A 23,426-nucleotide genomic window follows, 5' to 3' on the forward strand; every position below is an offset into this window, starting at 1 on the left:
TCCTCGCGCTGCTGCTTTATAAGCGTATTTGAAAGTCTACACTACTTTTTTGCAACAGCTTGCGTCTCACGGATCATGCGCAGCATTTCCATAGTCATCATCTGCAGGTGCTCGGTGTTATTGGTCATAAAGCCAACCATTTCAATGAGACGGTCCTGCACCTCGCGGTTGTTGGCCGGTATTTGCGAGGTCAGAATGCCGCGCACCAACCATATTTCCTTGATATCCTCGGCCCTAACTCGGTGTACATGGTAGTGGGAGTTGTCGGAGTGCAGCTCTACTACGTCGTTGGCGTGCAGAATAGGTGCATTGATGCGTTTGACCATAATCATGTTCTCCATCACCACCACGTAAGGATAACCGGGGGCTAGGTTAGTCCACTTATCCACGTAGCTGCACAACACCATGTCTTTGTGCCGGATGATGGGCATCATACTGTCACTTTCCACCTCAAACGCCCGTCCGCCTTGGATGGGGAAACCTGGAATCGTGAATTTCACCAAGTCCTCTACAAAAGAGGGGTCACTGAACTGCCGGCTGTAGCCTGCCTGCGCCGGAATAGGCACCAACGACATGTTTTCCTTGCCTTGCGTGTCGGTGGTTACCACCAAAGTCCGTCCATTGTCGGTGCGCAACGGTAAGTTGGTAGTCACCTCTATTTCAACATCTGTTGTAGCGGCGCTAATATACATAGAGCCTTGGCCTCTGATCAGCCATTCCGCGCTTAGCTCGGGGTAGCGCGTGAGAATATCCAGCAGCGTTTCGTAGCTCGGTTTGTTGCGCTGGCGAAGAATAGAGTATAACTTTTCCGGCCGGTCGTACTGTAGTTCCTTGGCCAGTTGATTCACGGTGATACCCTTATCGGCAATAAAAGCAGCGAATCGTTCGTGCAGCTCCATTTCTTTTAAAGTTATGTTGTAAAAGGTGTTGTGTCAGTACTTAGAACAGTCGATCTAACTGGTATTTTTCAACATTAGACGGTAAGGATAACGCTATAGCTAGTAGTATGCAATAATTGTGGTAACAATAGTGTGTAACATCAGTTGCTCTCGGCTATTCTTGAAATCTGCTTGGGTAGTAGTAGCGGAATGTGAAGAAAGTATGTGATGCTAAGAAGATGCTTCACTGTATAGGGGAATGCGTGTGCTGAGGTGCTGCATTGTCTGTAGTAGAAGGCTGCTGATGAACAGGACCAGCTTCCGGCTCCACTGCCACAGACGAAATAGCGGCCACTACTGAGCCAGCTAAAATTAGGTAGCTTCCTATCACTACAACAATAGTTGGCAACGGTACTTGCGTGGTGGTGAGCACCATGCCTAAAGCTCCCAGCGTGGCTCCTATAGCCCGCAGCCTGCGAAAAAATCGGGGGGTAGGTAGCCTCAGCCGGTCCCACAGGGTTAGTTTCTGGCTTTGTTCCATGGTAGTGTAAGCGAAATAGTGAATCTGCACGACAGGAGTAAGGGCACAGTGGCCCGCGCAGCATCTTGCCGCTTCAGCGTGTATCAAGTTTTGTTGGAGCTTATTCCTCGTTCAGCCTGGAGTTGGTGCGCCACAGCATCTTTTCCACCCGCTCGTTGCGGACTTCTTGCCGCCTAGTCGAATCTAGCAATTGGTTTTGCCGCTCCACCGCAACAGAAAGCAATTTGTCCAGTGCCTCTACTCGCTCATTCAGGCGCAGTATCGCATTAGCTGACTCCCGCCGGCCTGCTGCCGCTTCACGTGCTGTATCGGTTCGGGCTTCCTGTAGTTTCGCTTCAAAGGCCTGCTTGTGTTTCACCTCCCGCGCTAGCGCGGCTATGTGGTAGTTATCAACCTTCTCCAGCAAGGCAGTAATCTGCGTTTGTTGTGCTCGACGATGTTCTTTCAACGCTTCTACGTCGCGCCAGCTTTTGATGAAATACAGAACCGCCGCTGAAGTAGCGGTCAGCATAGAAGCCAACACGCCCCAATAGCTCATAAAGTCGCTCATAGCTTCTCGCGGTAGCGTACAAATCGTGCAGCTTTTACAACAAGATTTGCACATAAAATACTATGCCGTAATTTATTGTAAGCGTTGTCTAGTACAGTAGCATCTTGCAGTGCCAGTGTGGCAAACATGGTTGGCCTACACCATGTGAAGCGCCATGGTCCGTAATGCAACTTTGTTTGTTTCTCAGCAGTGTCAGGTATAGCTGTGAAAAATGCGCTTAGTTTGCTCATAGTGGATAAGAGTATGTGTGCAAGTATTAACGATGTAAATATCTGTTAATGTTGCACAAATTACAAAATAATAAGTAAATATATTTCTTAGGGCTACTGCATTATATGTAAGATGTTTTTGTGTATGCTGCTTTAATACTTGGTAGTCAGCATAATAAAGGCACATAGAACCTATATAACTGCAGCGTTTGTGTGTACAATAAAAACCGCAGATTCGATAAACAACGCAGTGTAAGCTAATCAGCAGGCGTCTGAATGAATTGGAGAGTCGGTAACGGCTTTCTTCAACTCCTCTCGGTGCATCTGCCAGCCCGGCATAAACTGGTCCATAAGCCGCCAGAACCGGGCATTATGCAGCCGTTCGTGCAGATGCACCAACTCGTGCGCTACCACATACTCCAGCGAGGTAGTTGGGCGCTTGATTAGCTCTAAATTCAGCCAGATGCGCTTTGCTCGGATGTTGCACGTACCCCATCGGGTTTTCATTTGCTTCACGCCCCACTCGTTCACCTGCACGCCAACCACTTGTTGCCACTTCGCCACCATAGCTGGCAACTGCGCCTTCAGTTGCTTGCGGTACCATGCCGCTAGTACCTTTTCGCGTTGTTCTGGCGTGCTATCTTCTCGCACAAACAAGTCCAAGACCTGGCTTTCCCGATAAATTACCTGGGGAACCCCGGTTGTTTCGTGTACCTGCAGTAGGCAGCCTTTCCCCTGGTAGTAGTGCGTTTCGCCCGAAACAAAAGCCAAGGCAGCCGGATGTACCCGCGCTTGAAACTTCTCTTGGTGCTTCCGAATCCAGGCGCGGCGGGCCACTACAAACTCTTGAACGGCCTCGTGGGGAGTGCGCGTGGGCACTGCTACCCGAATCCGACCGTCGGGGGCGTACACCGTGAGGCGCAGGCTTTGGATGTTCTTGCGCACGACTTCCACCTGTAAGTCGCCTATCTGTACGTGGGGCATAAGAATCGACGGCGTAAGGCCGTCTGGTTGGTGCTTTCTTGGCTGGTAAGCAAAGTCAGCACCTGCACGGTTACAAGCCAACTCCCTTGCCTGAAAAAGAACAAGGAGAGCTGAAAACAGTATTTGCGAACAAATACAGAAGTTTTCAACTCTCCTTGATCAAATTAAAGTACCCAGAGCCGGAGTCGAACCGGCACACCTTGCGGTATTGGTGTTTGAGACCAACGCGTCTACCGGTTCCGCCATCTGGGCTTCACTCGTTCGTGCTATTCATGAACGGGCTGCAAACTTAGTTAGACTTTCGCGAATGCGCAACAGGTAGCGCTTTTTCAAATAATATGTCTGGATTTGCTGGAGGGCCTGTGAGCGGCTATCAGGGGGGAGGCCGGGGTATCCTACCAGCACGGGCTCGATGCCTGCATCTAAGGTCTGTGTCAGGGCGTTAACCTCGTCTTCGACCCGCTTGGTAGCCTCCGGATCAGGCTCGAATTCTAGCTCCATTATCTGCTCATTTAAGTCCATTACTTCCATCAAAAAATTTGATGGTAGCTCCTGTTTTCCTTCTTCCAGCAGCCCATGTTCGCTTAAAATGTAGGCCATGCGCAGGTCAGGATTAGACAGTGTGCGGTAAGCATTGGTGTTGAGCGTAGACAAGCGCAGAACTTCTTGTTGCCGCTCGGCACTCTCTGTCGCATGAAAATCGGGGTGGTATTCCCGGCTTAGCGCGTAGTAGCGCCGCTTCAACGCTGCTTCATCGGGCAGGAAGCTCTCGGGCAGGTCGTAAAAGTTGAAATAGTTGGTGTCCATAGCTAGCAATACAGCCTTTGCCGATTAAGGTTGGGGATTTCAACGAGTGAGAGCATACAACAGCAAGCCAGTTACGCACCGCACCAGCTCGACCCGGTGAGTGGAACAAACTAAACCCCGGCCTCTAATCCTGCACACGCAGGCACGTAGGTGCCTCTATCGTCATGCGGATGCTACTTGCTGCACCGAGAAGGCTTGGGCCGGGGCGGCAAACAACGCTTTTGTAGCCGGCCATACCTGCCCGAACAGCTCTGAGCGACGGTAGGCATTCAAAGCATCCTTGGACTCCCAGTGACTATGGGTGCAATAGACGTCAGGTTGATCGGCGTCTTGCCAGAGCTCTAGAAATAAGCAGCCAGGCATCTGCCGAATCTGGCTTTCAGAACTGCGAAAAATATTCAGAAAAGCGGGGACATGCTCTGACTTGAAAGTCATGCGCACGATTCGAATTAGCATAAGAGTTGAGCTAAAAAACTACCTTATCGGGGTGGACAAGCGCAGGAAACAAGGCGTTAACCTGCCTCTCATTTCTACTTAACATAATAATAAAACAAGACTGAAAACCTAGTTTAGGCGCTCTAAATCAGGTTTTGTCTGGTCTATTACTATAATTTTCCGCAGCCTTAGGAGGAAGAGGAGTCTGCTGCTGCTCATCGGTTGGGAAGCGTAAATCCACTTGTGAGTCGAAGTGCAAACCCAGGAGTTCTGACGCGTTGCCTTGATTGATGCCGATGCACAGCTGATCCTGACTATTGAAAATACAGACGGCTTCCCCTGGGTCGGCAGCTTGGAAGTGAGCCGCAATTTCGCGGACCGTTTCGCGGGCGAAGTGGATGGTGTACGGCCGGTTGCGTCCTATCACTTCCACGGCTTGCCGGGTGATATCGGTGATAAGATTGCCGTAATGATCGACGTGCACCACGTGCCCCGTGATACGGTTGTCTTGGAGGCGGACCTGGCGGTTGAGCAACTGGTAGAGTTGCGTGGTCGTGGGGCCAAGGTCGGTGAGACGGCCCCCTTGGGCTAGGTGCACGGCAGCAGGAGCCAGCAGGTCGCGGGTAGGAGAGGGGGTGAGGCCCGCAGCCGTGCCCAGGCTTACTAGTTCTTCGGGCTGCCCATCGCAAAGCAAAGCCAGCAAGCCATTATCGGCTGCTACAAAATAATGCTGCTGATAGAGCGCCGCATGCCAGGCGGCGCGCGGACCACCTAAATCATTCACACCAATCAGGTGGACGGTGCCCGGCGGAAAGTCACGAAACACCGCATTTAGAACGTGAACGGCGTGCGCGATGTTAAAGGGTTCAATAGCATGCGAGATGTCAAGGACGGGCACTGTTGCATGCAATTGCAGAATCCGCGCTTTCACGGCCGCCACGTAATGGTCGCGGTAGCCGAAGTCAGACAGAAACGTAATCAACCCCATTGCCGGAAATCCTGAGTTCTTCGTACTATTGTTTTGATGCCTTCCAAGGGCGGCAAAAGTAGGCTATTTGCCGGAACCGATGCTGCTCAAGTACTTTCATTTCACTCAACTTCCTAGTCCCCACCACCCCTAATTTGGTAGAGAAAGTCATCACGCTCGAAAACGTGTCCCTGATTGATTTCCTGGGACCCGATAACCAGAACATCCGCCAGCTAGCGGCGGCTTTTCCAGGTAGTAAAATTATTTCCCGCGGCAACGAGATTAAAATACAGGGCCAAACGCCCGTCATCGGCCGTATCAATGATATCCTGTCGGCCCTGCTGGAGCACTACCACCAGTATGGGGTAATCACCGACAAAACCGTGTACCAGTATCTCTCATCCGCCGACGAAGATCAGCAGGACCGTCTGCTGGCAGCCTCGCCCGACGTGATTCTGTTTGGAGCCAAAGGCGGCGTTATCAAAGCCAAGACGGCCAACCAGCAGCGACTCGTCGATGCCGTAATGCGTCATGACCTGGTGTTTGCATTGGGGCCAGCCGGTACGGGCAAAACCTACATTTCGGTGGCCTTGGCGGTGCGTGCCCTCAAAAACAAAGAGGTGAAGAAGATCATCATTTCGCGTCCCGTTGTGGAAGCTGGCGAAAGCCTAGGTTTCTTGCCCGGCGACTTGAAAGACAAGATAGATCCATACTTGCGGCCCATTTATGATGCGCTGGAGGACATGCTGCCGCCCGAGAAGTTCAAGTTCTACATGGAGAACAAAACCATTGAAATAGCGCCGCTGGCCTACATGCGTGGCCGGACGCTCAACAATGCTTTCGTACTGCTGGATGAAGCGCAGAACACCACACCGTCGCAGCTGAAGATGTTCCTAACCCGGATGGGCCCCACGGCCAAGGTGATGGTCAACGGCGACCGAAGCCAGATTGACTTGCCCACCAAGCAGAAATCCGGCCTCATCCAGGCACTGGATATTCTGAAAGACGTGAACGGCATCGGGTTCGTGGAAATGAGTTCCGAAGACGTGGTGCGTCACCGGTTGGTGAAGTCCATTGTCATGGCTTACGACAAGTTCGACGTGGCTGCGCAGCAAGAGCAGGCCAACCAAGGTAACCGCCCCATTCGGGAGTATCAGCCCTACCGCCGCCCCAACGGACCCGGTTCCGCTGCCCCCGACGCTAGCCGGCACCCAGATGCGCGGCCCGAAGACGACGGCACGCAGGAGTTGCCCGTAAACCAGGAACAGCAACTGTAAAGCAATTGGGCGCTGGATACGGCGGCCATTCTCGTTTGCTAGTGAAAAAGCGGCTTCCGATAGGAGGCCGCTTTTTTATTTCGTTGCTATTTTCGCCACTTCATCAGTTTAACCCAGTGCACTATGCAAGCCCAACGCATTTCCAAGCCACAAGACCTTGATGCTGCTTTTGCTATCCGTCGGGAAGTGTTTGTAGTAGGGCAAAACGTGCCTGCCGAAGAAGAGTATGACGCGCATGACGTAAACGGCGCCACCCATTATCTGGCCCGGGCCGCCGACGGTACCCCCTGCGGAGCCGCCCGCTGGCGCAAAACCGAAGCTGGCGTGAAGCTGGAGCGGTTTGCCGTATTGGCTGATTACCGCAGTCAGCAGGCCGGGGCTGCGCTGCTCGAACAAGTGCTTCAGGATGTAGATGCAACGCACCCGGGCGCGTTGGTCTATCTGCACGCGCAGCTGCCAGCCGTACGGTTCTATGAGCGCCACGGCTTCGAGAAATCAGGGGAGATGTTCGAGGAGTGCGACATCCAACACTACAAGATGATCCGGCGGTAACAGAGAGGGAGCTACGTAGCTTCGTTTAGTCATTCAAAAGCCCTTCTGCTAGATGCCCAGAAGGGCTTTTTTGCGTTGTGCCTGACAAGCTACGAGCCTACTTGCCTAGACTTTTACCTATATTACTCGATATTAGAATAAGCTGTTATCAATCTGGCTATCGTGTTTTATCTGGTGATATGAGTTCCTCAATTCAATGGGCGTCGTATGCCTTCGTGCGCCTAACCCTGGCCTTGGTGGCGGGCATTCTGACGTACCTCTACATCGGCGAGACACTGCTGTCGTGGACCGGCTTGGTGGCGGCGGTGGTGCTGCTCTTTGGGGTGGCACAGTTGTGGGCGAGTAAGCAGCGCGGAAATACTGCCACGGATGTGGCCGGGCTGTTGGCGGTGGTGGCCGTGTACGCAGCCGGCGCTGCCTTGACGCAGCAAGCCACGGAATCTCGCCTGGAAAATCACGTGTATCGGTTTGGCAGCAGAATCGAGTTTTACCGCGGCGTGGTGGACGACTATACGGTGGTGCGGCCCGCTACGTATGCCACTACCGTGCGCGTTTCGGCGGTGCGGGTAGCTGGGAAGTGGCAGTCGGCTACCGGCGGCATCCGGGTTTCCATCCCCCGCGACTCGGGCGTGGTGGCACCGCTGTATGGGGATGTATGGCTGGTGCGCGGAGCACCGGCACCAAGCAAAGCACCGCTCAACCCGGGCGAGTTCGACTATCGGCGCTACTTGCAATACCACCAAGTCTACCATCAGCAGTTCCTCCACCCCGACCAATACCGTAAGCTCGCCGTAGCACCCCCCAACCTCCTGCGAGCAGTAGCCATGCGGGCAGCGCGGGCACTTGACGGGGTATTTCGGGACTATGTGAAGGCAAAGCGAGAATATGCGCTGGCGTCGGCGTTGGTGTTGGGCATCAAAGACGACGTCGACCAGCAAACCAAGCAGGCGTACGCCAACACGGGTACTACGCACATCATGGCGGTGTCGGGCTTGCAGGTGGGGCTGCTGTTTGGGGTTGTTACTTTGGGTGTAAGCCTGCTTCCGGGCCGCCGGGGGGCTATGTTCCGGTTGGTGTCGGCGCTGCTGGGCGTAAGCGTTATCTGGAGCTACGCGTTCCTGACGGGTTTGTCGGCGTCGGTGCTGCGCGCGGCCGTCATGTTTACCTTCGTGATTGTGGCGCAGGCCAGCGGCCGACAAACCAATATGTTCAATACACTGGCTGTTGCCGCCTTTTGTCTGCTGTGCTACGACCCCTATCTGCTTTGCGACGTGGGATTTCAGCTTTCTTTCCTGGCCGTTATCAGCATTGTGTATCTCCAACCGCGTATTGTGGCGTGCTGGGATGCAAAAGGCTATTTTCTTGCTAAGCAGCAGGCGTGGCAGGCCAAGCACGTGCAGGGGCTGTGGAAGGCAACCAGCTGGATAGCAGACAAAATCTGGCAGGCTACAGCGCTATCGTTGGCGGCACAAGTGGCTACGTTTCCGTTGGGCCTCTACTATTTCCATCAGTTTCCGCTCAGCTTTCTGCTTTCCAACCTAATAGCGGTGCCTATTTCTTCGGTGGCCGTGTATGTAGGCTTGGGGCTGCTGCTGCTCAAGGGACTGGTGGCGCTGGTTGGGCTTGCTTCGCCTGCGTTAGCGAGTGTGCTCGACTTGGGGCCGAGAATGGTGGGTATGCTGTTTGAAGCATTGATTCGCTGGTTCAACAACTACATTTTCTGGATTGGCCACGCTATGCCAGGCGCCCTGATTTCTGGGGTGCACGTTACGGCGCCACAGGCCTGGCTGATTTTTGCTGTTATTTTAGTGCTGCTGGCGTTTCTAGCGCGTCGGCATTTAACCTGGCTGGCCCTGGCCTGTGGGCTGATGACGGTATTTGTTGGCAGCCGCGTGTGGGCCGCTCGGCGCCTCGCCCCCGATGAGCGCCTGGTGTTCTATAGTATTCCCCGCCGGTCGGTGGTAGGGTTCTGGCAGGGTGCCGCCGCGCATATCGTTACCGTCGATTCATTGCCGCTCAACGAAACCGAGCGCACCTACCGCATCGTGCCTGGCACTATCGAGCGAGATGCGCAACAGGTGCGTTACTATACCGGCTGGCGTGGTAGTCCGGTGCCGGCAATTCAGCCCGATAGCAGTAGCGTGGTGCTGGCGGTGTGGCGCGGCGTACAGATGGCCTTCGTATCGGGGCGGCTGGATGGCGCCCGCAAGCCTATTCCGGTGGAAGTAGTGGTGCTGCGCCGCAATGCCTGGGTCAAACCCGAGGCCTTAGCCGCCGTTTTCGGGTCGCGACCAACGATAATTTTCGATTCTTCTTGCAAATCTTGGTATGTTGAAAAGCTTCGTCCGGAGCTGCAAATAGCTGGCTGGCAAGTACATGACCTGACCACCCAAGGGGCGTATGTGCGGCAGGTAGTAAGGCCAGCCTCCGGAAACTAGGAGCACGGCGAAACCGCTTTGCCTGCTGGCGCGCTATATAGTTTTAAGAGCGCTTCCTTTTTGTTAGGTTTGGTAGGTATCGACCTAGCTGCGGCTGTGCGGTTGCGGGGGCGCTGCCCGGCTGACCCCACGCCGTTTTCACTGTTGACTTACTCAGGAATCCTATGGATAATATGCCCACCCAAGAGCTGGAGGCCCTGCGCTTCATTCGCTACGAGGCGCAAGACGCCATCGGCTATATAACCCTCAACCGCCCCGACAAGCGAAACGCTCTAAGCGCCGACATGGTATCGGAACTGAAGCTGGCCTTCGACTTTGCCGAGGACGACGAAGCCTGCAAGGTAGTAGTGCTACGCGCCGAAGGAGAAGCCTTTTGCGCCGGTGCCGACCTGGCCTACATCCAAGAATTGCAAGGCTTCGGGTACACCGATAACTTGCTGGATTCCACGCACCTGATGCAGTTGTTTCATCAGATATACACGCTCAAAAAGGTGGTGGTGGCGCAAGTTCAGGGCCATGCACTGGCCGGCGGTTGCGGCCTAGCCAGCATCTGCGACTTCGCTTTTGCCGTGCCCGAAGCCAAGTTTGGCTACACCGAAGTGAAAATCGGCTTCTTGCCTGCTATTGTGAGTGTGTTTCTAGTGCGCAAAATAGGGGAGGCTCGGACCAAGCAGCTTTTGCTTACGGGCGAGGTGGTTTCAGCTCAGAAGGCGGCGGAACTTGCCTTAATCAACGAAGTAGTAACCGCTGACTCGTTGGCTAACCACGTTTATACTTTTGCTCGGAGGCTTTGCGTGGAAAACTCCGCTCAGAGCATGGCGTTGACCAAGGAAATGCTGGCCCGTATCCCAGAAATGCCTCTGGAAGATAGCTTACGCTATGCGGCGCAAATGAACGCTGAGGCTCGCGGCTCCCTCGACTGTCGCCGCGGCATTGCCGCGTTTTTAGCGAAAGAGAAGATGAATTGGGAAAACTAGGTTGGTTGTTGCGTTTTTGCGCGCATCACCCGCCGCGGCTTGCCACCCTACTATTCGCTCCACTAACAGGTTGCCTGCGAATAGCAGGTTGACGAGCTGCTGCGGATGGTTTTTAAGAGGTGCAACCTATACTTTTCAAACATCTGACCTGTACAGTGGTTAGCTTCACCATATGACAACAATGGCAGCCGTAGCCACTACCACGGCTACTTTTCTGGGAATGGAATTCATTGCGTGGTTCATGCACAAATTTGTGCTGCATGGGCCACTGTGGTTTTTGCACCGCTCGCATCATGTGCGTCATCCGCACCGTTTCGAGCGCAACGACTTCTTCTTCCTGTTTTATGGTGGCCTCTCGGCCTTGCTCATCGTGTATGGTTCTCCTACCAAAGACTTTCGTTTTTGGATAGGGGTGGGCATTGCCGCCTATGGCACGCTGTACTTTTTCGTGCACGACGTGCTGATTCATGGGCGGATGCGCTTTTGGCGCAAATCACGCAATACGTACTTGCGGGCGTTGAATATGGCCCACAAGATGCACCACAAGGCTACCGGGCGCGACAACTCCGAGGAATTTGGGTTGCTATGGGTATCACCGCGCTACTTTACGCTGGCTATGCGCAAGCCAGCTCCCACGCGTAAGCTGCGGCAGCCAGCCATGAGCGGCAAGCAGTTAGAAGGAGAGGAGAAATAGACGTGGGACAATTTTCAATTAGTGACTTAGAGCAGCTTAGTGGCATCAAAGCCCACACTATTCGGATGTGGGAGCTGCGCTATGGCATTCTTCGGCCCGTGCGTACCGCCACCAACATCCGGACCTATTGCGACGATGATCTGCGCCGGCTTTTGAACGTGGCTACTCTGTGCAGCCAAGGGCACCGCATATCCAAAGTGGCGCAGCTGAGCGAGCAAGAGTTGAGCCAAGCGGTTATTGCCTGTAATGATGCGGCCCACGGGTATTGTCAGCAAGTGAACAGCTTGCTAGCGGCCATGCTGGAGATGAATGAGCCGCAGCTCAACTTCGTCTTAAACCAGACAATCCATCAGCAAGGCTTCGAAAATGCTGTCATGCACGTCGTGTATCCGTTTTTGCAGCGTATCGGCGTGATGTGGCAAGCTGGCAGCGTGAATCCGGCGCAGGAGCACTTGGTAACCAACTTGGTGCGCCAAAAGATGATGGCTGCCATTGACCTGCTGGCGCCGGTAAAGCCCAGTGCTGCGCATCGGTGGGTGTTGTTTCTGCCGGAAGGCGAAATGCACGAGTTGGCCCTGCTGTTCATGAACTACGTGTTACGGTTTCGGGGCCATCATGTGCTGTATCTAGGCCAGAACTTGCCCGTTACGGAGCTAAAAGCGGTGTGCGCTGCTTACGAACCGCATGTGGTGTGCACCGTCATGACCGCCGTGCCGGAGCGCGACCGTGTGCAGGAGTTCGTTGACAAAATTGTGCAACTGTGCCCCAACAAGAAGATATGCTTATATGGCCCGTTGGCTATGATAGAAGGGCTGGAATTGCCGGTCGGCGCAGTTCGTTTTCGGTTGATTACCGAGTTTATTTCCCTGGCAAATGAGCTTCGCAAGAGCGAAAAAGCCTTGGCTTAACAAAAAAATAACCCGGAAAATAAGCATTTCTGTTTTAGGCTTTGTCTTCCAAAAACGGTTGTTTGTCTAGGATAATCGAAGGTTTAACGGGCATTTTAAAGGGTTCATCTTACGAGCAAAAATTAGAGCTCAATCGATTTTTTCAGCGGTTTTTCAGCCTGATTATCAGTGGCTTCGTACTTTGCTTGACGCTATACAAGCAGTTGAGAGAAGGGTAGAAAAATAGTTGACCGAGCGTCACCCGACTTCAAATTTGGCTCGTATATTTGTTTAACCTTTTGCCACGAAAAGCTAAACAGTATGACCTCTTTGGAATTCACCAGTCAAGTACAGAAGATTTCCTACTCTCTAAAGCCCGTGGCGATGAACCTGACCCGCGACGCTGATGATGCGAAGGATCTGGTGCAAGAGACTTTGTTGAAAGCGTTATTAAATAAAGACAAGTTTAAAGCTGGTACCAACCTTAAGGCCTGGTTGTATACCATCATGCGCAATACGTTTATCAACAATTACAATAAGATAACGAAGCGCAACAGTAACATCGACAGCACGGAGTACTTCCAGTACTTCAACACCGACGAAAACTACATTACACACAACGGCGCTAGTTCCGACTTCGTAGTAACTGATATCAACCAAGCTATTGCTGGGTTGTCGGCCGACTATCGGACGCCGTTTATGATGTACTACATAGGCTACAAGTACCTGGAAATTGCGGAGAAGCTGCAAATTCCGATTGGCACCGTCAAGAACCGCATCCACATTGCTCGCAAGGAGCTGAAAGATGCGTTAAAGACATACGCCCCCGGCGAGTAGGGAATAGGGAGAGAGTATACCCCGCCCCGGGCGTATCACGGGCCGCGAACGACGCTGATTTGGCGCTGTTCGCGGCCCGGTTTGTTGTAGGCTATTCCAGAGGCGTTTCCAGCAAGTGCACAGGCTTAGATGCCAGCTTATTTAAAACCTCTGTCGGGCTTGGCGGTATGCATATAGGAGGCCAACAAAGCGCGTGCTGCACGATGCGTTGTAAACTTTCATCTTTGCATTCGCTCACTTCAGCGAAATCTGCTTTCAATCTGCGTAATCTGTGCTTTGTGAGTAAACATGTGATTGTTATCGGCTCCGGTTTTGCGGGCCTTGCGGCGGCTACTTCGCTGGCGCAGCGAGGCTACCGCGTGACGGTGCTTGAAAAGAACGAGGGTCCCGGCGGCCGGGCACGAGTATTCAAGGCCGAGGGCTTCACGTTCGATATGGGCCCGAGCTGGTACTGGATGCCCGATATATTCGAGCAGTACTTTGCCCGGTTCGGTAAGAAAGTGGCCGATTATTACAACTTGGTGCGGCTGGATCCTTCCTATCAAGTGGTGTTCAAAGGACTAGAGGCGGTTGACATACCGGCTGCTATGGACGAGCTGCGGGCGTTGTTTGAGCGGTACGAGCCCGGTAGCGCCGCGCGCCTCGATGAGTTTTTGCGGCAGGCAGCCTATAAATATGAGGTCGGCATCGGCAAATTCGTACACATGCCGGGCCGCTCTTTACTGGAATTCGCTGATCCGCGGCTGCTAGTTGATGCCGTGCGCCTCGACTTGCTGCAAAGCATGCACAAGCATGTGCGTAAGTTTTTCAAAGACTCGCGGCTGCTAGAACTAGTGGAATTCCCCATTCTGTTTCTTGGTGCTACCTCGGAAAACACCCCGGCCCTGTACTCGCTAATGAACTACGCCGACCTGGCGCTGGGCACGTGGTACCCGATGGGCGGTATGCACAAGATTGTGGAGGGAATGGTGCGGTTGGCGCAGGAGCAAGGCGTGACGCTGAAATATAACCAAGAAGTGCAGCAGATAGTGGTGGAAAAAGGCCACGCCACCGGCGTGCAAACCACCACCGGCTTTTATGCGGCCGATATAGTAGTGGCCGGTGCCGACTACCACCACGCCGAGCAGCAGTTGCTGGCCCCTGAATGGCGCAACTACACGGAAAGCTACTGGGACAAGCGTACCATGGCGCCCTCGTCGTTGCTGTTTTATCTGGGTGTCAACAAGCGGCTCGATAAGCTACGCCACCACAATCTGTTCTTTGATGAGGACTTTGCGTTGCATGCCGAGGAAATCTATGAGCAGCCGAAATGGCCGAGCCGCCCGCTGTTCTACGCTTCCACGCCAAGCGTAACGGACTCCAGCGTGGCACCTCCCGGCTGCGAAAACCTGTTTCTGCTGATTCCGGTGGCGCCCAACCTGCCCGACCCGGAGCAAACCCGGGAGCATTATTACCACTTGATCATGGACCGGCTAGAGCGGCATTGTGGCCACAGCATCCGCGACGCGGTGGTGTTTAAGCGCAGCTATGCCCACCAAGATTTCATGCAGGATTACCACAGCTACAAAGGCAACGCCTACGGCCTAGCCAACACGCTCCGCCAGACCGCCATCTTGAAACCCTCGCTGAAAAGCAAAAAGGTACACAACCTGTATTTCACGGGGCAACTCACCGTACCTGGGCCAGGCGTGCCGCCTTCGCTCATATCTGGGCAGGTAGTGGCAGGGGAGGTGGAGAAAGAATTTCCGGTGCTGAAAACGCCTGTTGTTCCGGAGCTAGCTCGCTGAGGAAGTGGTTTTTACTGCTTCCACCCTTACGCAATCAGACTTCTATTTATCTTCACCCGGCCACCCCGTTACCCATTCGCTCCTTGGACCACGTTGCCCTATTCACTGAAACCAGCCGCGCGTGCAGCAAGCTTATCACGCAACGCTACAGCACGTCCTTTACACTAGGCATCCGTACACTCGATGTGCGGTTTCACTTGCCAGTGTATGCCGTGTATGGCTTCGTGCGGTGGGCCGATGAGATTGTGGACACCTTCCACGACCACGACAAGGCTGCGCTGTTCACTGATTTCAAGCGCCAAACCGACGAAGCCCTAGCCCGCCGAATCAGCTTGAACCCGGTGCTACATGCGTTTCAGGATGTGGTGCACGCGTACCATATCGACCGGGAATTTATCGATGCCTTTCTGTACAGCATGGAAATGGACCTCGATGACCGCAGCTACAACCAGTCGTTGTACGAGAAGTACATCTACGGCTCGGCCGAAGTGGTGGGGCTGATGTGTTTGCGAATTTTTTGCGAAGGCGACGAAGCCATGTTTCAGCGGCTGCGGGAGCCCGCGCGGCGGCTCGGCTCGGCGTTTCAGAAGGTGAACTTTCTGCGCGATATCCGCTCCGACTACGATGAACGGGGCCGCGTATACTTCCCAGGCGTAACGTACGAGCGGTTCGACGACAAGGTGAAGCGCGAAATAGAAGCCGATATCCGAGCCGATTTCGACGCGGCCTACGTGGGCATTATGCAGTTGCCACGTTCAGCCAAGCTCGGCGTGTACTTGGCATACGTGTACTATCTCAAGCTATTCCATAAGATTAAACAGCTGCCAGCGGCACGAATTTTGGGAGAGCGGGTGCGCGTCCCAGATAACACCAAGCTGCTTTTGTTGATGGGTTCGTATTTTCGCTATCGCCTACGGGCTATTTGAACCGTTGTCTTGCCTTATACAGTATAAGGGAACGACAGCCTATTCAACCACGAATCCTTTGCCGAGTGAAGCTTTCCTTCCGTCGTTGCCTTTGCGCTTTCGCTTGTCTTGTCCCTTTGTCTGAATTAAAAATCACGCCGGCGCCGGCGCACCAACTACAGATTTTTAATTCTCAACTCTTATTAGATCGAATGCCTTATTCCGTTTCCAACCTGCGCCGTCAGTATCAAGAGGCTGCCACCAGCAAAGAAGCTGGCGAGAAGTTCTATCAGCTCATGGCGGCTTACCATGAGCAGGATGCCGTGGTGTTGGCCTATAAAGCAGCAGCCGAAGCTATTCGGGCCCGCGACGCTTCTATGTTCAACAAGCTGACCTACGTGCAGAACGCCGCCAAGCAGTTTGATGAAGCAGTGAAGCTGAACAGCCACAACGCCGAAATCCGGTTCCTGCGTTTGAGTGTGGAAAGCAACCTGCCTTCCTTCTTGGGCCTTAGCCAGCACGTAGAAGAAGACCGGCAGTTCTTACTGACTACTTTACTACAGCACCCTAAATCTGGCCTCGATGCCGAATCTTTCGGCTTGGTGCGAAACTTTATGGTCGACCGTGGCCACGTATCGGAGTCCGATGCGCAGAAACTCACGCAACTGTAGGATTAACCTCCCCGGCTATGCAACAAAAGAAGCTCCCAATCGGGAGCTTCTTTTGTTTGGTACGAGAAGACGTTTCGCTGTTCATACAACCTAATGGAGTCTGCTGTGCCCTATTGGGTGGGAGTGGCTTCTACAAGCTTTCTAGTGCTTTTTCGTTTCTGATTTTATGAAAGCCTTACTGGTATTCGGGGGCCTGTTCCTGACAGGGAGCGGGGTGGTAGCGCAAGGTATTACCGTCACGGGGCAGGTGCTGGACGGCTTGCAGCGTCCAGTGCCCTATGCCAGCGTGGGCGTGAAAGGCAGCCAGCAAGGCACTGCCACCAACGAGGTAGGAGAATTTAGTTTGCGGGTGGCCACGTTGCCGCAACGAATAGAAGTGCTTAGCATTGGGTATGCGCCCAAGTTGGTGTCGGTTGGTGCCGCCGACGTGCCTCTAGTGGTGGTGCTACAGGCCAGTGCCGTAGCGCTGCCCGAAGTGCGGGTCCGTAACCCTGAGTTGGAAGTGCGGGAGCTTATTCAGCGGGCTTCCGCCAAACTGCTACGGCACGAAAAGCAGACGTACTACGGGAAAGCCTTTTACCGCCAGAAAACCAAGCAAAACGGCACGTACTGCGAATTCTTCGATGCGTTTTACGACGTGAAGTTCAATGACCGGCACATTACCGGGTGGGACTTAGGCGAAAGTCGTTCTGCTGTGCGGCCAGGCGGTTTCACGTTCACCAATCTCTCGGCTATCATTCGAGTGACATTGCCAACGTTCATCAAGAATTCAAGGCGAGCTAAGCTGTTGACGCCCCTTGGGCCGCAAGCCTTGACGCAATTCGATTTTACACTCAAGGAAATTCAAACCAGCCAAGGGCGCGAGTTGGCCGTGATTCACTTTCAGCCCAAGCCTACTATAACCAAACCGGCACCCAGCGGCTTGCTCTACATCGATAGGCAAACGGCCGCGCTGCATCGGCGTGAAATGACGTTTTCGGCCAGTAGCTTATTGAGCTTGAACGGCGTAGCGGACACCAAAATTTTATCTGACGCGTTTCAGGTGGTATCAGACTACACGCCAGTGGCTGACTCTCTTACGCGCCTCGCTGGCACCCGGGCGCAGTGCCGCCTTGTGCTGCAGCAGGGCAATGGCAAGGTGGATAGCACGCACGTAGCAGGAAATTTCTTTTTTTACCAATATACCCCGCGCTTGGCCGGGCATGCTTATGCTGATGTGCCACGCAAAAGCAAAGATTTACAGCAGATTATGGCTCGTCCTTACAATCCGGCTTTCTGGCTGGATAACGCCGTACTCAAGAATAGCCCGCTCGATGAGAAGCTAATTCAAGACTTGGAAGGCCAGCGCGTATTTCGGCGGATGTAGCTGAACTATTAGCTTAACATCCGGTTTCAAGACAGATTCCGTATTTTTTATAGCCAGCTGAACGGCACCTCGTAACCTTCCGACCCTTTCCGCGGTTATTCCTGCGTTATGCCGCAACACCTAAGCGTCCGTATTGACCCCAATTCCGGCTTTTGCTTCGGCGTTATCTATGCCATTCAAATGGCTGAAGACATCCTCGACGAGCAAGGCTACCTATACTGCCTAGGCGACATCGTGCACAACGATGAAGAAGTGCAGCGACTGGAAAAGCGCGGTCTACGCATCATCGACTACGAGCAGTTCGAGCAGCTCCGCAACGAGGCCGTCCTTATTCGGGCCCACGGCGAGCCACCGAGTACCTACCAAATGGCGTTGGAAAACAACCTGACGCTTATTGACGCCTCGTGCCCCGTGGTGCTCAAACTCCAAAACCGCATCAAAACCAGCTACGACAAGCAGGAAAAGATATTTATCTATGGCAAGCACGGCCACGCCGAGGTTCGGGGACTTCTGGGCCAGACCAGCGGCAACGCCGTCGTGTTCGAGAACCTAGACGAGTTGTTGCTCCACGAACTGCCGTCCAACATCACGCTCTACAGCCAGACCACCAAAAGCACCGACTCCTTTTACCGCATCAAAGGAGAGCTAGAGCAGCGCGGTTACCACATCAACGCAAACGATACCATTTGCCGGCAGGTAAGTAACCGCGACAAAGACCTGCGCAAATTCTCCGAGCAGTACGACCAGATTGTATTCGTATCCGGTACAAAAAGCTCTAATGGCAAGGTGCTCTACCAGGTCTGCAAGGAAACTAATCCGGCCACCCACTTCATTTCGAAAGTGGAAGAAATATGCCCAACTTGGTTTCAGCCGGGGCAGTCGGTAGGCATTTGTGGCGCCACCAGCACGCCTATGTGGCTGATGGAGCAAGTGCGTGATGCGTTGCTAGCCCTCTAGCAAGAACATAGGCTTCAGCTACTTGCTCCCGTATTTTTGTGCGTTGCCTCTGAACGTATGTTGCGGCTGCGGCGTAGTGAAGCGGCTACAAGAAGACGATTTCGCTAGTTCACTTGGCTTATACCTTATGGTTCCTGCTACTCAGTTACTTCATCACTCAGCTACTACCCAACGGGTAAAGCCCGCGCCTCTTGGCTACAAGGGTGTGGTAGTAGCGCTGTTGATTATGGGAGCATGGGCAGGCTTGCTAACCTATTTGTTGGCCGCTTACCAGCCCAACTGGACAACTCCCTGGCCTTACTTGTTGCTCTTGCTGCAAACGCACCTCTACACGGGGCTCTTCATCACGGCACACGATGCGATGCACGGTGTAGTAAGCTCCAATAAGCGCCTAAACAACGTGCTGGGCACCATAGCCGCCGGCTTGTTTGCCTTCAACTGGTTTCCCCGGATGCTTCCCAAGCACCACCAGCATCATCGCCACGTAGGCACCGACGACGACCCCGACTTCCACGACGGCCACCACCCCGGCTTCCTGCCATGGTTTGTGCGCTTCGCTTGGAACTACGTGACGGTGTGGCAAGTGCTATTGATGGCGGCTACCTACAATATCTTGAAGCTATATTTTCCGCAAGCCAACGTCATTGCTTTCTGGATGATACCGGCCGTGTTGGCTACGCTGCAACTATTCTTTTTTGGTACGTACCTGCCCCATCGGGGTGAACACGAACCCGACAACCTGCATAAGTCGCGCAGTCAGTTTCGGCACCACCTATGGGCCTTTGTGAGTTGCTACTTTTTCGGTTATCACTATGAGCACCACGACCAGCCGTATCTGCCCTGGTGGCGCCTGTGGGAAACCAAGTAGGCAACGTATTTATGACACAACAAAAAGCCCTTCCTACTACAGGAGGGGCTTTTTGTTGCAAATGCCAATACACAGTTCAGGTGTTCCAATGGCATTCAAGCCAATGGTACGCCTATCTGCTACCTTCCTTGGTGTGGACGGCGTTGGTTTTCTTGCAGCAGTCGGGTAGTTTGTTATAGGCACGCTCGTCGGCAGGTTGGGCGTCGGCGTCGTAGCCGGTCTTCTGCACGGCGGTGCGCAACGCTTCGGGCGTAGTCTTCTCGGGGCGGTACGTGACAGTTAGTACCTGCGTGGGCACATCAAGAACGGCGGCTTGCACGCCTTTTTCATAAGCCATGGCTTTTTCGAGGCGGGTTTTGCACATGTCGCACACCGCAGATGTCTTGAGTTGTACCTGCTCGGTACCGGCCGCTTGGCTTTTCGCTTTGGAGGCCGTTTGCGCTTGGGCCACTTGGGCAGTCAGGAGTGTGAGCAGAGCTAGCAGGAAGATTTTGACGGATTTCATATGAAGAGAGTCTGGCGCCAATGCGCGTAAAAGCAAAAGAAATGCACTGAAAAGTAAGACGAAAATTGTGCCGTTTCAGGGCTGCAACTGATTCACTGCCCCTTACTCTATCCGGAAGCGTAAGCCAGCATACGTCAGGCGTCCATAAGTGGGGCCGTACACCATGGCTGCATCGAAGTTTTGGTCGAAGGGCATAGACGCGCTTTGAATCGGGTTTGCTTGGCGGTAGTTGGTCAGGTTTTCCACGCCGGCATATACTTCGAAGCGCTTAAAGGATCTGGTAAGCTGCGTGTTAAGCAACGCAAAGCGCGGCGAGTAAGGCAGCATTGTTTCGGCGGCGCCGTGCTGATGGCCCTCCTCGCCAGGGTGGGGCGCCAACGGCCGCTGCCCGAAGGCTTGCACAGTCAGATCGGCCCGCCACTTGTCGTAGGCGGTGGCGTATCCCACGTTGAAGAATACTCGGTGGGGCACCGTCATCGGTCGGCGGAGCAGCTGCCCGCTGTAGCTGGTTTTCACGTCCAGGTATTTGTAGGCGGCTTTTGCCGTGAGGCCTTTCACGGGCTCCACCTGTACTTCGGCCTGAAAGCTACGCGAGAAAGAACGGCCGCCAGGCTCCAGGTTGCTCACCAGTAGCAAGCTCGGGGCGGTATACATGTCGGCAATTACCTGGTTCTGAAACTCAGTGTGGTAGTAGTCCACTACGAAGGTGGCATTGCGGCCAGCCAGCGTGAAATACTGTGTGACACTGCCGCCCGCGTTCCAGGCCTTTTCGGGGCGCAGGTTGGGTGCAATTACAAATTCACGGGCACTCAACAAGGAGCCAATGTTGTCGGCAATGGGGTTGGCTATCCGGAAGCCTGTGCCAGCTGCCAATCGTAGCACCGAGTTTTTGGCGGCATCATATTTCAAATTGAAGCGCGGCGTGAGCTGCCAGCCGTAGAGGTTGTGCCGGTCGAGGCGCAGGCCGCCCACCAGCGTGAGATTCCGCAAGTTTTGGTAGGTGTATTCCGCAAAACCACCCGGCACGTTCTCCAGACGGGTGCGGTGCTCCCGCGCGTAGCGCACCTCGGGTGTCTCGTTGAGGTAGCTGATGCCGTTGCGAAACAGCTCCTGATAGTCGTCGTGCAAATAGCTCAGGCCTACGCGGTAGGTATGGGCGGTAGTGCCCAGCACGCTTTGGAACAACAAGGTAGCAAGGCCCGTGCGCTGCGTGCCATCATACTGCCGTGGTTCATACGGGGCCTGCTTATAGGAATAGGTGGAGTTGAAGTCGTGGTGAGTTCCACTGAGCAGCAAGCCCAAGCTTTGGTACGGGCGGCCCGGCCAGGTGTAAGATGTCTTGGCGAAACCCGTGTAGCGGTTGGTGGAGCTAGTGAAGCCGTAGTTCTGCTGGTACGCATCGGCGGCTCCGGTCCGGAAACCAAGCTGGCCGCCTTCCCGGGTTTCGCGTAGCGCGCCCAGCCCTATTTCACTTACTATCCCATTGCCCGACTGGTATTTCCACTTGTTGAACACGTTGTATTGCGTGGCCAGTGGCAGGTCCATAAACCCATCCTTGTTCCGGTCAACGCGGCGGCCCAGATGGTCGGAGTGCAGCAACAGGGCCGTGGATACCTTCTTGCTTAAGGGCGTGGCTAGGTTCAGGTTAAGATCGAATTTGCCGAGGTCGTTGCCGTAAGCGTTGAAAAGCAACCGCTCCGCCTTTTCGGGCTCCTTGAGGCGCACGTTCACCTGGCCCGAAATACTTTCGTAGCCATTCACCACCGAGCCCATGCCCTTGATGATGTCGATGCTCTCAATCCAGGTGCCGGAGAGGTAGTTGAGGCGGTAGGGAGTCGATAGGCCGCGCAGGGCCGGCAGGTTGTCCACGGTCAGCAAAGAATAAGCACCATCGAGCCCGAGCAGTTGAATCTGCTTGGCGCCGGACACCGCATCGGTGGTGGAAACTTCTACGGCCGCATTGGTTTCAAAGCTTTCCGCTAGGTTGCAGCAGGCTGACTTGGTTAGGTCGCGGCTGGTAATCACCTGCGTGTTGGCAGGCGTAAGAGACGAGTAGGAGGGGGCGCGGTCTTCCACGCGTACCTCTCCCAGTTCGGCGCCCGGCCGCAGCGCCACCCGCACATACGGGCTGCCGGTGGTGGCTACGGCAATAGTATCGGGGCGGTAGCCAAGGGCGTTGATGATGAGGCGGCTGGCTTCGGCACGAGCAGGCCGCGGCAGCGCAAAACCACCAGCATTGTCGGTGGTAGCCACATCGGTAGTGCCGAGCCAGCGCACCACGGCGCCTGGTAGTGGCTTGGCTGCCGTAGCGTCCGTTACCTGCCCCCGAACTGGAGCCAGAATATCGGCCGAGGATTGGGCCAGCGCAGCAGGTGAGCTACTCAGCACGAGGCCAAGCGCGGCCGCAAAGCGGGGCCCGAAAGGAAATTCCATAGTGTCAGCAAGTTAGTATTCATTCCGAAGAGAAATAGCCGGACCCTATAGTTCGCGGCGTTTCCAACGCCAGCCGTTCAGACTGGCACGGAACCATACTACACCACCAAGACACCAATAAACGAAAGCAACAGCCGCCCCGCTCGTAAGGGTGGCGAACTGTCGGCGGCGTGCCAAGCTTCGGCCTGCGCAACCAGCAGGGTAGGGGACACCAACGGCCAAGTGGAAGCGGGCCACCACGTAGTCAACAAAGGCGTCGGTAGCAGCTTCGCCCAAGTTATTTCCGGCGTTGGAATATCCAGCTTGTGTAAGTGCGCACTGAACTCGCAACACGCGGCTTTAAGCTGAGCTTGGCTGGAATAAGCTTGCTGTTCGGAGCGAGGCTCCTGAGCTGGACAGCGGTGCTGGGGAGTTGTGAAGACGACCGATGTTGTACGACTCCCGCTTTGGTGGCACGTATGCCGCAGCACGGTCATTCCCACCGAAGCAGTAAGAACCAGCAATGCCAGCAATGCGCTGAAAAACCGATGGGAGATAGGACGCTTCATATGCTACAAAGGTATAAACCCCAGCGCTAGGCAAAAGGTGCAAGAGCCGGCAGGGTACAGCAAACGTTCAGACAAAGACACTACAGTCGTGAATCCAACACTGGATAATTATCTAGTTTGGTTGGCTTTTTAGGTGCTTTGGAAGCAAGCTGCCGCCCTCTCAACCACAGGCATCACTAATACAGCTGCTAGCCTAGTTGGAGAAAGAAAGCACTGGGTAACACAGCTTTTGAGCTGATGCATAGCAGCGGATTTGTTGTACTGACATTCTGTCAAAGCACCTCTTTGAGCTATCAGAATGCTTGGCTAAAATCTTTAGTTATGTGGAAAAAACGGCGTTTGGGAGCTGGAAA

Annotated in this window: 22 protein-coding genes and 1 tRNA gene; 13 read left to right on the plus strand and 10 right to left on the minus strand. The window is 54.2% G+C overall.

Annotation, left to right across the window (positions count from 1 at the left end):
• Positions 1–41: 41 nt before the first annotated feature.
• From MTX78_RS06760 to MTX78_RS06790, 7 genes are all read right to left on the minus strand, one after another.
• Positions 42–899: a S24 family peptidase gene (locus MTX78_RS06760; RefSeq protein ID WP_243801075.1), complete on the minus strand. Its 858-nt coding sequence runs from the start codon at positions 897–899 to the stop codon at positions 42–44.
• Positions 900–1,519: 620 nt separating this feature from the next.
• Entirely contained in the window at positions 1,520–1,969 is a 450-nt protein-coding gene (locus MTX78_RS06765) for a hypothetical protein (RefSeq protein ID WP_243801078.1), read from the minus strand.
• A gap of 470 nt (positions 1,970–2,439) precedes the next feature.
• Positions 2,440–3,162, minus strand: coding sequence for a M48 family metallopeptidase (locus tag MTX78_RS06770; protein ID WP_243801080.1), 723 nt, complete (start codon positions 3,160–3,162; stop codon positions 2,440–2,442).
• A gap of 170 nt (positions 3,163–3,332) precedes the next feature.
• A tRNA-Leu gene (locus MTX78_RS06775) sits at positions 3,333–3,414 on the minus strand.
• A gap of 18 nt (positions 3,415–3,432) precedes the next feature.
• Positions 3,433–3,969, minus strand: a complete 537-nt coding sequence (gene hscB / locus MTX78_RS06780; RefSeq protein WP_243801082.1) for a Fe-S protein assembly co-chaperone HscB — start codon at positions 3,967–3,969, stop codon at positions 3,433–3,435.
• A gap of 162 nt (positions 3,970–4,131) precedes the next feature.
• Positions 4,132–4,425, minus strand: coding sequence for a putative quinol monooxygenase (locus MTX78_RS06785; RefSeq protein WP_243801083.1), 294 nt, complete (start codon positions 4,423–4,425; stop codon positions 4,132–4,134).
• 127 nt (positions 4,426–4,552) lie between these two features.
• Positions 4,553–5,392, minus strand: a complete 840-nt coding sequence (locus MTX78_RS06790) for an SAM hydrolase/SAM-dependent halogenase family protein (protein ID WP_243801085.1) — start codon at positions 5,390–5,392, stop codon at positions 4,553–4,555.
• Between the two features lie 134 nt (positions 5,393–5,526).
• On the opposite strand from MTX78_RS06790, the gene MTX78_RS06795 reads away from it, so the two are divergent.
• The 13 genes from MTX78_RS06795 (at position 5,527) to MTX78_RS06855 (ending at position 19,587) form a co-directional block, all read left to right on the plus strand.
• On the plus strand, positions 5,527–6,648 hold the full coding sequence (locus tag MTX78_RS06795; RefSeq protein WP_243801086.1) for a PhoH family protein: 1,122 nt from the start codon (positions 5,527–5,529) through the stop codon (positions 6,646–6,648).
• Between the two features lie 123 nt (positions 6,649–6,771).
• On the plus strand, positions 6,772–7,200 hold the full coding sequence (locus MTX78_RS06800; RefSeq protein ID WP_243801088.1) for a GNAT family N-acetyltransferase: 429 nt from the start codon (positions 6,772–6,774) through the stop codon (positions 7,198–7,200).
• Positions 7,201–7,379: 179 nt separating this feature from the next.
• Positions 7,380–9,638: a ComEC/Rec2 family competence protein gene (locus tag MTX78_RS06805; protein ID WP_243801096.1), complete on the plus strand. Its 2,259-nt coding sequence runs from the start codon at positions 7,380–7,382 to the stop codon at positions 9,636–9,638.
• 164 nt (positions 9,639–9,802) lie between these two features.
• On the plus strand, positions 9,803–10,615 hold the full coding sequence (locus MTX78_RS06810) for an enoyl-CoA hydratase/isomerase family protein (RefSeq protein WP_243801098.1): 813 nt from the start codon (positions 9,803–9,805) through the stop codon (positions 10,613–10,615).
• 172 nt (positions 10,616–10,787) lie between these two features.
• Positions 10,788–11,309, plus strand: coding sequence for a sterol desaturase family protein (locus MTX78_RS06815; protein WP_243801099.1), 522 nt, complete (start codon positions 10,788–10,790; stop codon positions 11,307–11,309).
• Positions 11,310–11,311: 2 nt separating this feature from the next.
• Positions 11,312–12,217, plus strand: coding sequence for a MerR family transcriptional regulator (locus MTX78_RS06820; protein ID WP_243801101.1), 906 nt, complete (start codon positions 11,312–11,314; stop codon positions 12,215–12,217).
• A gap of 300 nt (positions 12,218–12,517) precedes the next feature.
• Entirely contained in the window at positions 12,518–13,033 is a 516-nt protein-coding gene (locus MTX78_RS06825) for a sigma-70 family RNA polymerase sigma factor (RefSeq protein WP_243801102.1), read from the plus strand.
• 278 nt (positions 13,034–13,311) lie between these two features.
• Positions 13,312–14,820: a phytoene desaturase family protein gene (locus tag MTX78_RS06830; protein ID WP_243801104.1), complete on the plus strand. Its 1,509-nt coding sequence runs from the start codon at positions 13,312–13,314 to the stop codon at positions 14,818–14,820.
• An 83-nt stretch (positions 14,821–14,903) separates the two neighbouring features.
• On the plus strand, positions 14,904–15,746 hold the full coding sequence (locus MTX78_RS06835; protein WP_243801105.1) for a phytoene/squalene synthase family protein: 843 nt from the start codon (positions 14,904–14,906) through the stop codon (positions 15,744–15,746).
• A 191-nt stretch (positions 15,747–15,937) separates the two neighbouring features.
• Positions 15,938–16,396 carry a hypothetical protein gene (locus MTX78_RS06840; protein ID WP_243801106.1) on the plus strand — a complete coding sequence of 153 codons (459 nt, stop codon included), beginning with the start codon at positions 15,938–15,940 and terminating at the stop codon, positions 16,394–16,396.
• A gap of 166 nt (positions 16,397–16,562) precedes the next feature.
• Positions 16,563–17,762 (plus strand): carboxypeptidase-like regulatory domain-containing protein, encoded by a 1,200-nt coding sequence (locus MTX78_RS06845; protein ID WP_243801107.1) that lies wholly within the window; start codon positions 16,563–16,565, stop codon positions 17,760–17,762.
• Between the two features lie 108 nt (positions 17,763–17,870).
• On the plus strand, positions 17,871–18,719 hold the full coding sequence (locus MTX78_RS06850) for a 4-hydroxy-3-methylbut-2-enyl diphosphate reductase (protein WP_243801108.1): 849 nt from the start codon (positions 17,871–17,873) through the stop codon (positions 18,717–18,719).
• A 127-nt stretch (positions 18,720–18,846) separates the two neighbouring features.
• Complete coding sequence (locus tag MTX78_RS06855; RefSeq protein ID WP_394805607.1) at positions 18,847–19,587, plus strand: fatty acid desaturase; 741 nt, start codon at positions 18,847–18,849, stop codon at positions 19,585–19,587.
• 112 nt (positions 19,588–19,699) lie between these two features.
• Here MTX78_RS06855 and MTX78_RS06860 read toward each other — a convergent pair whose 3' ends face one another.
• The 3 genes from MTX78_RS06860 to MTX78_RS06870 form a co-directional block, all read right to left on the minus strand.
• The gene (locus MTX78_RS06860) at positions 19,700–20,092 is read right to left on the minus strand and encodes a heavy-metal-associated domain-containing protein (RefSeq protein WP_243801109.1); all 393 of its coding nucleotides are present in this window, start codon (positions 20,090–20,092) and stop codon (positions 19,700–19,702) included.
• Positions 20,093–20,194: 102 nt separating this feature from the next.
• On the minus strand, positions 20,195–22,525 hold the full coding sequence (locus tag MTX78_RS06865; protein WP_243801113.1) for a TonB-dependent receptor: 2,331 nt from the start codon (positions 22,523–22,525) through the stop codon (positions 20,195–20,197).
• Positions 22,526–22,623: 98 nt separating this feature from the next.
• On the minus strand, positions 22,624–23,073 hold the full coding sequence (locus MTX78_RS06870; RefSeq protein WP_243801115.1) for an HYC_CC_PP family protein: 450 nt from the start codon (positions 23,071–23,073) through the stop codon (positions 22,624–22,626).
• Between the last annotated feature and the right edge of the window lie 353 nt (positions 23,074–23,426).

It is taken from the genome of Hymenobacter tibetensis, assembly GCF_022827545.1.
GTDB lineage: Bacteria > Bacteroidota > Bacteroidia > Cytophagales > Hymenobacteraceae > Hymenobacter > Hymenobacter tibetensis.

Coding starts and splice junctions, on each gene's coding strand:
- MTX78_RS06860 (WP_243801109.1), bottom strand. CDS start 20,092: ATGAAATCCGTCAAAATCTTCCTGCTAGCTCTGCTCACACTCCTGACT.
- MTX78_RS06790 (WP_243801085.1), bottom strand. CDS start 5,392: ATGGGGTTGATTACGTTTCTGTCTGACTTCGGCTACCGCGACCATTAC.
- MTX78_RS06865 (WP_243801113.1), bottom strand. CDS start 22,525: ATGGAATTTCCTTTCGGGCCCCGCTTTGCGGCCGCGCTTGGCCTCGTG.
- MTX78_RS06800 (WP_243801088.1), top strand. CDS start 6,772: ATGCAAGCCCAACGCATTTCCAAGCCACAAGACCTTGATGCTGCTTTT.
- MTX78_RS06845 (WP_243801107.1), top strand. CDS start 16,563: ATGAAAGCCTTACTGGTATTCGGGGGCCTGTTCCTGACAGGGAGCGGG.
- MTX78_RS06850 (WP_243801108.1), top strand. CDS start 17,871: ATGCCGCAACACCTAAGCGTCCGTATTGACCCCAATTCCGGCTTTTGC.
- MTX78_RS06805 (WP_243801096.1), top strand. CDS start 7,380: ATGAGTTCCTCAATTCAATGGGCGTCGTATGCCTTCGTGCGCCTAACC.
- MTX78_RS06765 (WP_243801078.1), bottom strand. CDS start 1,969: ATGAGCGACTTTATGAGCTATTGGGGCGTGTTGGCTTCTATGCTGACC.
- MTX78_RS06825 (WP_243801102.1), top strand. CDS start 12,518: ATGACCTCTTTGGAATTCACCAGTCAAGTACAGAAGATTTCCTACTCT.
- MTX78_RS06760 (WP_243801075.1), bottom strand. CDS start 899: ATGGAGCTGCACGAACGATTCGCTGCTTTTATTGCCGATAAGGGTATC.
- MTX78_RS06810 (WP_243801098.1), top strand. CDS start 9,803: ATGGATAATATGCCCACCCAAGAGCTGGAGGCCCTGCGCTTCATTCGC.
- hscB (WP_243801082.1), bottom strand. CDS start 3,969: ATGGACACCAACTATTTCAACTTTTACGACCTGCCCGAGAGCTTCCTG.
- MTX78_RS06815 (WP_243801099.1), top strand. CDS start 10,788: ATGACAACAATGGCAGCCGTAGCCACTACCACGGCTACTTTTCTGGGA.
- MTX78_RS06785 (WP_243801083.1), bottom strand. CDS start 4,425: ATGCTAATTCGAATCGTGCGCATGACTTTCAAGTCAGAGCATGTCCCC.
- MTX78_RS06770 (WP_243801080.1), bottom strand. CDS start 3,162: ATGCCCCACGTACAGATAGGCGACTTACAGGTGGAAGTCGTGCGCAAG.
- MTX78_RS06870 (WP_243801115.1), bottom strand. CDS start 23,073: ATGAAGCGTCCTATCTCCCATCGGTTTTTCAGCGCATTGCTGGCATTG.
- MTX78_RS06855 (WP_394805607.1), top strand. CDS start 18,847: ATGGTTCCTGCTACTCAGTTACTTCATCACTCAGCTACTACCCAACGG.
- MTX78_RS06840 (WP_243801106.1), top strand. CDS start 15,938: ATGCCTTATTCCGTTTCCAACCTGCGCCGTCAGTATCAAGAGGCTGCC.